General features: G+C 69.6%; 6 protein-coding genes. All 6 read right to left on the bottom strand.

Annotated elements, in window-relative coordinates:
• Window positions 1-1,335, bottom strand: a 1,335-nt coding sequence (gene argH / locus ACNPM4_RS09210; RefSeq protein WP_448985470.1) for an argininosuccinate lyase, incomplete at its 3' end; no start/stop codon positions are given.
• A complete protein-coding gene (gene argF / locus ACNPM4_RS09205; protein ID WP_400859140.1) occupies window positions 1,335-2,264 on the bottom strand; it encodes an ornithine carbamoyltransferase in 930 nt (309 codons plus the stop codon). The genes argF and argH, both read right to left, overlap by 1 nt.
• Window positions 2,261-3,466: an acetylornithine transaminase gene (locus tag ACNPM4_RS09200; RefSeq protein WP_448985469.1), complete on the bottom strand. Its 1,206-nt coding sequence runs from the start codon at window positions 3,464-3,466 to the stop codon at window positions 2,261-2,263. Before ACNPM4_RS09200 ends, argF begins: the two co-directional genes overlap by 4 nt.
• Window positions 3,463-4,380, bottom strand: a complete 918-nt coding sequence (gene argB / locus ACNPM4_RS09195) for an acetylglutamate kinase (protein ID WP_400859136.1) — start codon at window positions 4,378-4,380, stop codon at window positions 3,463-3,465. The genes ACNPM4_RS09200 and argB overlap by 4 nt, the downstream gene beginning before the upstream one ends.
• Entirely contained in the window at window positions 4,377-5,534 is a 1,158-nt protein-coding gene (argJ, locus tag ACNPM4_RS09190) for a bifunctional glutamate N-acetyltransferase/amino-acid acetyltransferase ArgJ (protein WP_400859134.1), read from the bottom strand. Before argJ ends, argB begins: the two co-directional genes overlap by 4 nt.
• Window positions 5,531-6,583 (bottom strand): N-acetyl-gamma-glutamyl-phosphate reductase, encoded by a 1,053-nt coding sequence (gene argC / locus ACNPM4_RS09185; RefSeq protein ID WP_448985468.1) that lies wholly within the window; start codon window positions 6,581-6,583, stop codon window positions 5,531-5,533. The genes argJ and argC overlap by 4 nt, the downstream gene beginning before the upstream one ends.
• Window positions 6,584-6,738: the final 155 nt, after the last annotated feature.

Raw genomic sequence — 6,738 nt, 5'->3', positions numbered from 1 at the left:
CCGAGACGCGACCGAACCCTCGATCGTGAGGACCTCGCGGACCTCGGGGACGAGATGCGGGGACACCGACGACAGCAGTTCATCGGAAGCGTCTTCCAGCCCGATCCCCTCTTCCTCACACGCACGCACGAGCGCGCCGGAGATCTCGTGGGCGTCGCGGAACGGCACCCGCCGCTTCACCAGCCACTCCGCGACATCGGTCGCGAGCGAGAAGCCCTGGGGCGCCAGCGCCGCCATCCGCTCGGTGTCGAAACGCAGCGTCGCGATCATGCCGGCGAACGCGGGGAGCACCACCTCGAGGGTCTGCACCGAGTCGAAGACCGGCTCCTTGTCCTCCTGCAGATCGCGGTTGTACGCCAGCGGGAGCCCCTTGAGCGTGGCCATCAGCCCGGAGAGGTTGCCGATGAGACGGCCCGACTTGCCTCGCGCGAGCTCGGCGATGTCGGGGTTCTTCTTCTGCGGCATGATGCTCGACCCCGTCGAGTACCCGTCGTCGAGCGTGACGAAACCGAACTCGCGGGTGTTCCAGAGGATGATCTCCTCGGACAGGCGCGAGATGTCGACACCCGTCATGGCCGTGATGAAGGCGAACTCCGCCACCACATCGCGGGCGGCGGTGCCGTCGAGGGAATTCTCGGCCGGGCGGTCGAGTCCGAGCTCGGTCGCCACGAGCGCGGGGTCGAGACCGAGCGTGGAACCGGCCAGCGCTCCCCCGCCGTAGGGCGAGACACCGGCACGACGACGCCAGTCCACCAGGCGTTCGAGTTCGCGCACGAGCGGCCAGCCGTGCGCCTGCAGGTGGTGGGCGAGGAGCACGGGCTGCGCATGCTGCAGGTGCGTGCGCCCGGGGAGGATGGCATCGGGGTGGGCCTCGGCCTGGGCGACCAGCGCGTCGATGACCCGCAGGATGTCACGGGCGATCACCCGCGCATGGTCGATCAGATACATGCGCACCAGCGTCGCGATCTGGTCGTTGCGGCTGCGACCGGCGCGGAGGCGCCCGCCCAGCTCCGGCCCGAGCTCGGCGATCAGCGCCTGCTCGAGCGCGCCGTGCACGTCCTCGTCGGTCGGCACCGGGCGCAGGATGCCGTCGGCGACCTTGCGGGCTACGGCATCCAGCCCCTCGTGCATCCGCCGCGCCTCATCGGGCTCGAGATATCCGGCCGCCTCGAGCGCCGTGGCATGCGCGTGGGAGCCGGCGATGTCGTACGGCGCGAGGATCCAGTCGAAGTGCGTGGAGCGGCTGAGCTCCACCAGCTCCGGCGACGGCCCGGTGGCGAAGCGGGCACCCCAGAGCGCGCCCTCGTTGGTGCCTTCGTGCGAGGAGTCGGCCATCACGCGTCCTTCTTGCCGAGCAGCCAGACCAGGAGGGCCTTCTGCGCATGCAGCCGGTTCTCGGCCTCGTCCCAGACCACACTCTGCGGCCCGTCGATCACGCTGGAGTCGACCTCGTAGCCGCGATCGGCGGGGAGGCAGTGGATGAAGATCGCCTCGGGGTCGGCGAGCGTCATCGTCTCGGGGGTGACCTTGTAGCCGCCGAGATCGCGGATGCGCGCGAGCTTCTCCTCCTCCTTGCCCATCGAGACCCAGGTGTCGGTGACGACGACGTCGGCACCGGCTGCGGCCTCGACCGGATCGGTGTAGAGCGCGATCGAACCGCCGGTTTCGGCGGCACGGCGATCGGCGTCCTCGATGACGTCGGCACGAGGGGCGTAGTCCTCGGGCGACGCGATGCGCACGTGCATGCCCGCTGTCACGCCCGCGAGCGCGTAGGAGTGCGCCATGTTGCTCTGGCCATCACCGAGGAAGGTGAGCGTGAGCCCCTTCAGTTCGCCCTTGTGCTCACGGATCGTCAGCAGGTCGGCGAGCAGCTGGCACGGGTGGAAGTCGTCCGACAGCGCGTTGATCACGGGGACGCGCGTTCCTGCCGCCATCTCCTCGAGTCCGGACTGCGCGTAGGTGCGCCACACGATGGCCGCGACCTGGCGCTCGAGCACCCGCGCAGTGTCGGACGGGGTCTCCTTGCCGCCGAGCTGGCTGCTCGCGGTCGAGATGATGAGGGGGGAGCCGCCGAGGTCGGCGATGCCCACCGCGAACGAGACGCGGGTGCGCGTGGAGGACTTGTCGAAGATCACTGCGACGGTCTGCGGGCCCGCGAGACTCTTGTCGGCCCAGCGGTCCTTCTTCAGCTCGATGGCGAGATCGAGGATCTCGGCCTGCTCGGCGGGGGTCAGATCGTCGTCGCGCAGCAGGTGGCGGGTCATGCGGATACCTTTCCGGCAACAGAGGCCTGGACGTCGGCGAGGGAAGCCGTGAACAGCTCGCGGAACTCGGCGAGTTCGGCATCGCCGATGGTGAGGGCGGGCGCGATGCGCACGGTCTCGGGGTTGGCGGCGTTGACGATGAGGCCGCGCTCCTGCGCAGCCGCGACCACCGCGCCGGCGACCGGAGCGGTGAGCGCGACACCGACGAGCAGACCACGTCCGCGCACGCCCTCGATCAGCGGAGAGTCGATGCCGAGGAGGATCTCCCGCAGCTCCGCCCCACGACGGGCCGCGTTCTCCACCAGGCCGGCGCTCTCGATCTCGGCGAGCACGGCGTCGGCGACAGCGGTCGCGAGCGGGTTTCCGCCGAAGGTCGAGCCGTGCGAGCCCGGGGTGAAGAGGGCGCTCGCGGCACCGTAGGTGACCAGAGCGCCGATCGGGAAGCCGCCGCCGATGCCCTTGGCGAGCGTGATCGCGTCGGGCGTGATGCCCTCGTGACTGAACCCGAACCACTCTCCCGTGCGGCCCGCACCCGTCTGGATCTCATCCACGATCAGCAGCGCGCCGTGAGCGAGGGTCAGCGAGCGCGCGGCGGCGAGGTAACGCTCCGGCAGCTCGACGACGCCGGCCTCACCCTGGATGGGCTCGACGATGATGGCGGCGACGCGGTCGTCCATCGCCGCCTCGAGGGCCTCGATCGTGGCGGGGATGTGCTCCACACCGGCGGGCATCGGCTCGAACGGCGCGCGCATCGACGCCTTCGCGGTGAGCGCGAGCGACCCCATCGTGCGTCCGTGGAAGCCGTTCTCGAGCGCGAGGATGCGCGTGCGCTCGGCGCCACCGTGCAGGCGGGCGAGCTTGAAGGCGGCCTCGTTGGCCTCGGCGCCCGAGTTCGAGAAGAACACCCGCCCGTCGATACCGGCACCCGCGAGACGCTTGAGCCGTGCGGCGAGTGCGAGCTGGGGCGGAGTGGCGAAGTAGTTCGACACATGGGCGAGCGTGGCTGCCTGCGTCGAGACCGCCTCCACGAAGGCCGGGTGCGCATGCCCGAGGGAGGTCACCGCGATACCGGCGAGGAAGTCGAGGTGGCGTCGGCCGTCGGCATCCCACAGGTACGAGCCCTCGCCGCGGACCAGCATCGCGAGCCGGTCCCCTGCGTTGAGCACGAGATCGCGTGCCGCGTCGTCCTGCCAGACGGTCATGCCGTCACCTCATTCTTTCCCAGGACCACTTCGGTCCCGATTCCCTTGCTGGTGAAAAGTTCGACGAGCACCGAATGCGGCACGCGGCCGTCGATGATCGCTGCCGCGTCCACGCCGCCCTCGACCGCATCGAGGCACGCCCGCATCTTCGGGATCATCCCCGATTCGAGCTTCGGCAGCATCTCGATGAGGGCTTCCGAGGTCAGGTGCGAGACGAGCGAGTCGCGGTTCGGCCAATCCGCGTAGAGCCCAGGCACATCCGTGAGGATCACGAGCTTGCGCGCGTGCAACGACACCGCGAGAGCGGCAGCCGCAGCATCGGCGTTGACGTTGAGCGACTGACCGGGGTGGTCGAGGTCGGGCGCGATGCTCGACACGACCGGGATGCGTCCGGCGGCGAGGTGATCGAGCACGGGGGTCGGATCGACCTCCACGACGTCGCCGACGCGGCCGAGGTCGACCTCTTCCCCGTCGATCACGACGCCACGACGGCGTCCGCCGAAAAGTCCCGCATCCTCACCGCTGAGACCCGTCGCGATCGGACCGTGCGAGTTGATCTTCGACACGAGCTGCGGGTTGACCTGACCCGTGAGCACCATGCGCACGACGCTGATCGCCTCGGTGTTGGTGACGCGGTAGCCCCCCTTGAACTCGCTGGGGATCTCGAGTCGCTGCAGCATGTTCGAGATCTGCGGACCACCGCCGTGCACGACGACCGGCAGCACGCCGACGTAACGGAGGTAGGCGATGTCCTGGGCGAAGGCATCCTGCAGCTCCTCCGACACCATCGCGTTTCCGCCGTACTTGATGACGACGATCTGGTCGCGGAACTCCTTCAGCCACGGCAGCGACTCGATGAGAGTGGTGGCCTTCTGCGCGGCGACCTCGGCGGGAGTGTCCTGGATGTCGGTCATGAGGCGTATGCGCTGTTCTCGTGCACGTAATCGTGGGTGAGGTCGTTCGTGAGCACGGTGGCCGTCGAGTCCCCCACCTTGAGATCGATCACGAGGTGCGTGGCGCGCGGCGTCAGATCGACCTCTTCCCGGGGGCGATCCGGGCCGCCCTCGGTGCAGACGCGGACGCCGTTCATCCAGACGTCCACGTCGTAGGGGTCGAACTGCGCGTTCGTGGTGCCGATCGCGGCGAGCACGCGGCCCCAGTTCGGGTCGTTCCCGAAGATCGCGGCCTTGAAGAGGTTGTTGCGCGCGACGGATCGGCCGACCTCGACCGCATCCTGCTCGGACGCCGCGTGCTGCACCTCGATGGTGATGTCGTGGCTGGCGCCTTCGGCATCGCCCTGCAGCTTCACCGCAAGCTCCTGCGACAGCTCGGTCAGTGCGGCGGCGAAGTCGTCGAGGTCGGGGACGACTCCGGATGCGCCGTTGGCGAGCAGCGTGACCTGGTCGTTCGTCGACATGCACCCGTCGGAGTCGAGCCGGTCGAACGTCTGCCCCGTCGCGCGGCGCAGCACGTCGTCGGCCTGCAGCGGCTCGAGGACCGCGTCGGTCGTGATCACCACGAGCATCGTGGCGAGACCCGGTGCGAGCATGCCCGCGCCCTTCGCCATGCCACCGATCGTCCAGCCGTCGCGGCTGATCACGGCGGTCTTCGCCACGGTGTCGGTGGTCATGATCGCCTGCGCGGCGGCGTCGCCCCCGTCGGCACTGAGCGCGGCGATCGCCTGCTCCGTGCCGGAGAGCACCCGCTGCCGGAAGGTCTCGTCGCCGGTGCCGATGAGTCCGGTGGAGCAGATCAGCACGTCACCGGCGCTCACTCCGAGAAGCTCGGCGGCTTTCTCGGCGGTCTGGTGCGTGGTCTGGAACCCGAAGGCCCCGGTGAAGCAGTTCGCCCCGCCGGAGTTGAGCACAACGGCCTCGACGATGCGGTCGGCGACCGCCTGCTGCGACCAGATGATCGGGTTCGCCTTGGCGCGGTTGCTCGTGAAGACGGCGGCACCGACCTTGCGCGGCCCCCGGTTGACGACGACGGCGACATCGGGCTTGCCGGTGGACTTCAGTCCTGCGGCGACACCGGCCGCCTCGAATCCTGCGGGGGCGGTGACGCTCACGGCGCGACTCCGTTCACTGAGAGGGCGCGGTTCTCGGGAAGACCCAGCGCGATGTTCATGGACTGGATGGCAGCGCCGGCGGTGCCCTTGACGAGGTTGTCGACGGCGGTGACCACCGTGACCCGGTTGGCGGCGCGATCGATCGCGAGACCGATGAGCGCGGTGTTGGCTCCGAGCACGTCGGCCGTTCGGGGGAAGCGCCCCTCCGGCAGCAACTGCACGAACGTCTCGTCGCCGTAGGCGCTCTGCCAGGCATCGCGGATCTGCGCATCGGTCGCGCCGTCGACGATCGGCGCCGTCGAGGTGGCGAGGATGCCCCGCGACATGGGGACGAGCACCGGGGTGAACGAGATGCGGATGCCCGCGGCATCCGCCCCGGACGCCGCGGCGAGCGCCTGACGGATCTCGGGGATGTGCCGGTGGGTTCCGCCGACCGCATAGGGATTCGCGGTGCCGAGGATCTCGCTGCCCAGCAGGTTCGGCTTGAGGCTCTTTCCCGCTCCCGACGGGCCGACGGCCAGCACCGAGACGATGTCGGAGGGGTCGATCACTCCGGCCGCGACCCCCGGGGCGAGGCTGAGGCTCACCGTGGAGGCGTTGCAGCCCGGGGCAGCGATGCGCGTCGCCCCGCCGAGGTGCTCGCGCTGCTTCACTCCATCGACGAGGAGCTCGGGGACACCGTATGTCCACGGTTCGTGGAAGGTGCCGCCGTAGAACGCATCCCAGGCCGACGCCGACGTGAGTCGGTGATCGGCACCCGCGTCGATCACGAGCGGCGCGTCGCCCAGGGCGTCGGTGTACTGCCCCGACTGCCCGTGCGGAAGCGCGAGGAACACGATGTCGTGACCTGCGAGGATCTCCTGCGTCGTGTCCTGCAGGGTGAGGTGCGCGAGTGAACGCAGATGCGGCTGGTGGTCGACGAGAGGCTGTCCGGCGTTCGAATGCGCCGTGACGGTGCGGATCTCCATGTCGGGGTGGTCGGCCAGGAGGCGTAGGATCTCGCCGCCTGCGTAGCCGGATGCGCCGGAGACGGCGACGGAATACGTCATGCTTCTACCTTAACGGTCGGGTCCTTCCTCGAAAGGAGGACCGGGGGCGGGGCCGGAGGCGGCGACACCGGCTCTCGACCGCCGCGCGGGCGCAGGCAGGAGGGCGGGGTCGCCTACAGTCGGCGGCCGCGGCGTCGGCGCACAGCGATGACGCT

This window comes from Microbacterium umsixpiens (assembly GCF_053543675.1).
This window is presented reverse-complemented; position numbering and strand designations above follow the sequence as displayed.

Coding starts and splice junctions, on each gene's coding strand:
- argF (WP_400859140.1), bottom strand. CDS start 2,264: ATGACCCGCCACCTGCTGCGCGACGACGATCTGACCCCCGCCGAGCAG.
- argC (WP_448985468.1), bottom strand. CDS start 6,583: ATGACGTATTCCGTCGCCGTCTCCGGCGCATCCGGCTACGCAGGCGGC.
- ACNPM4_RS09200 (WP_448985469.1), bottom strand. CDS start 3,466: ATGACCGTCTGGCAGGACGACGCGGCACGCGATCTCGTGCTCAACGCA.
- argB (WP_400859136.1), bottom strand. CDS start 4,380: ATGACCGACATCCAGGACACTCCCGCCGAGGTCGCCGCGCAGAAGGCC.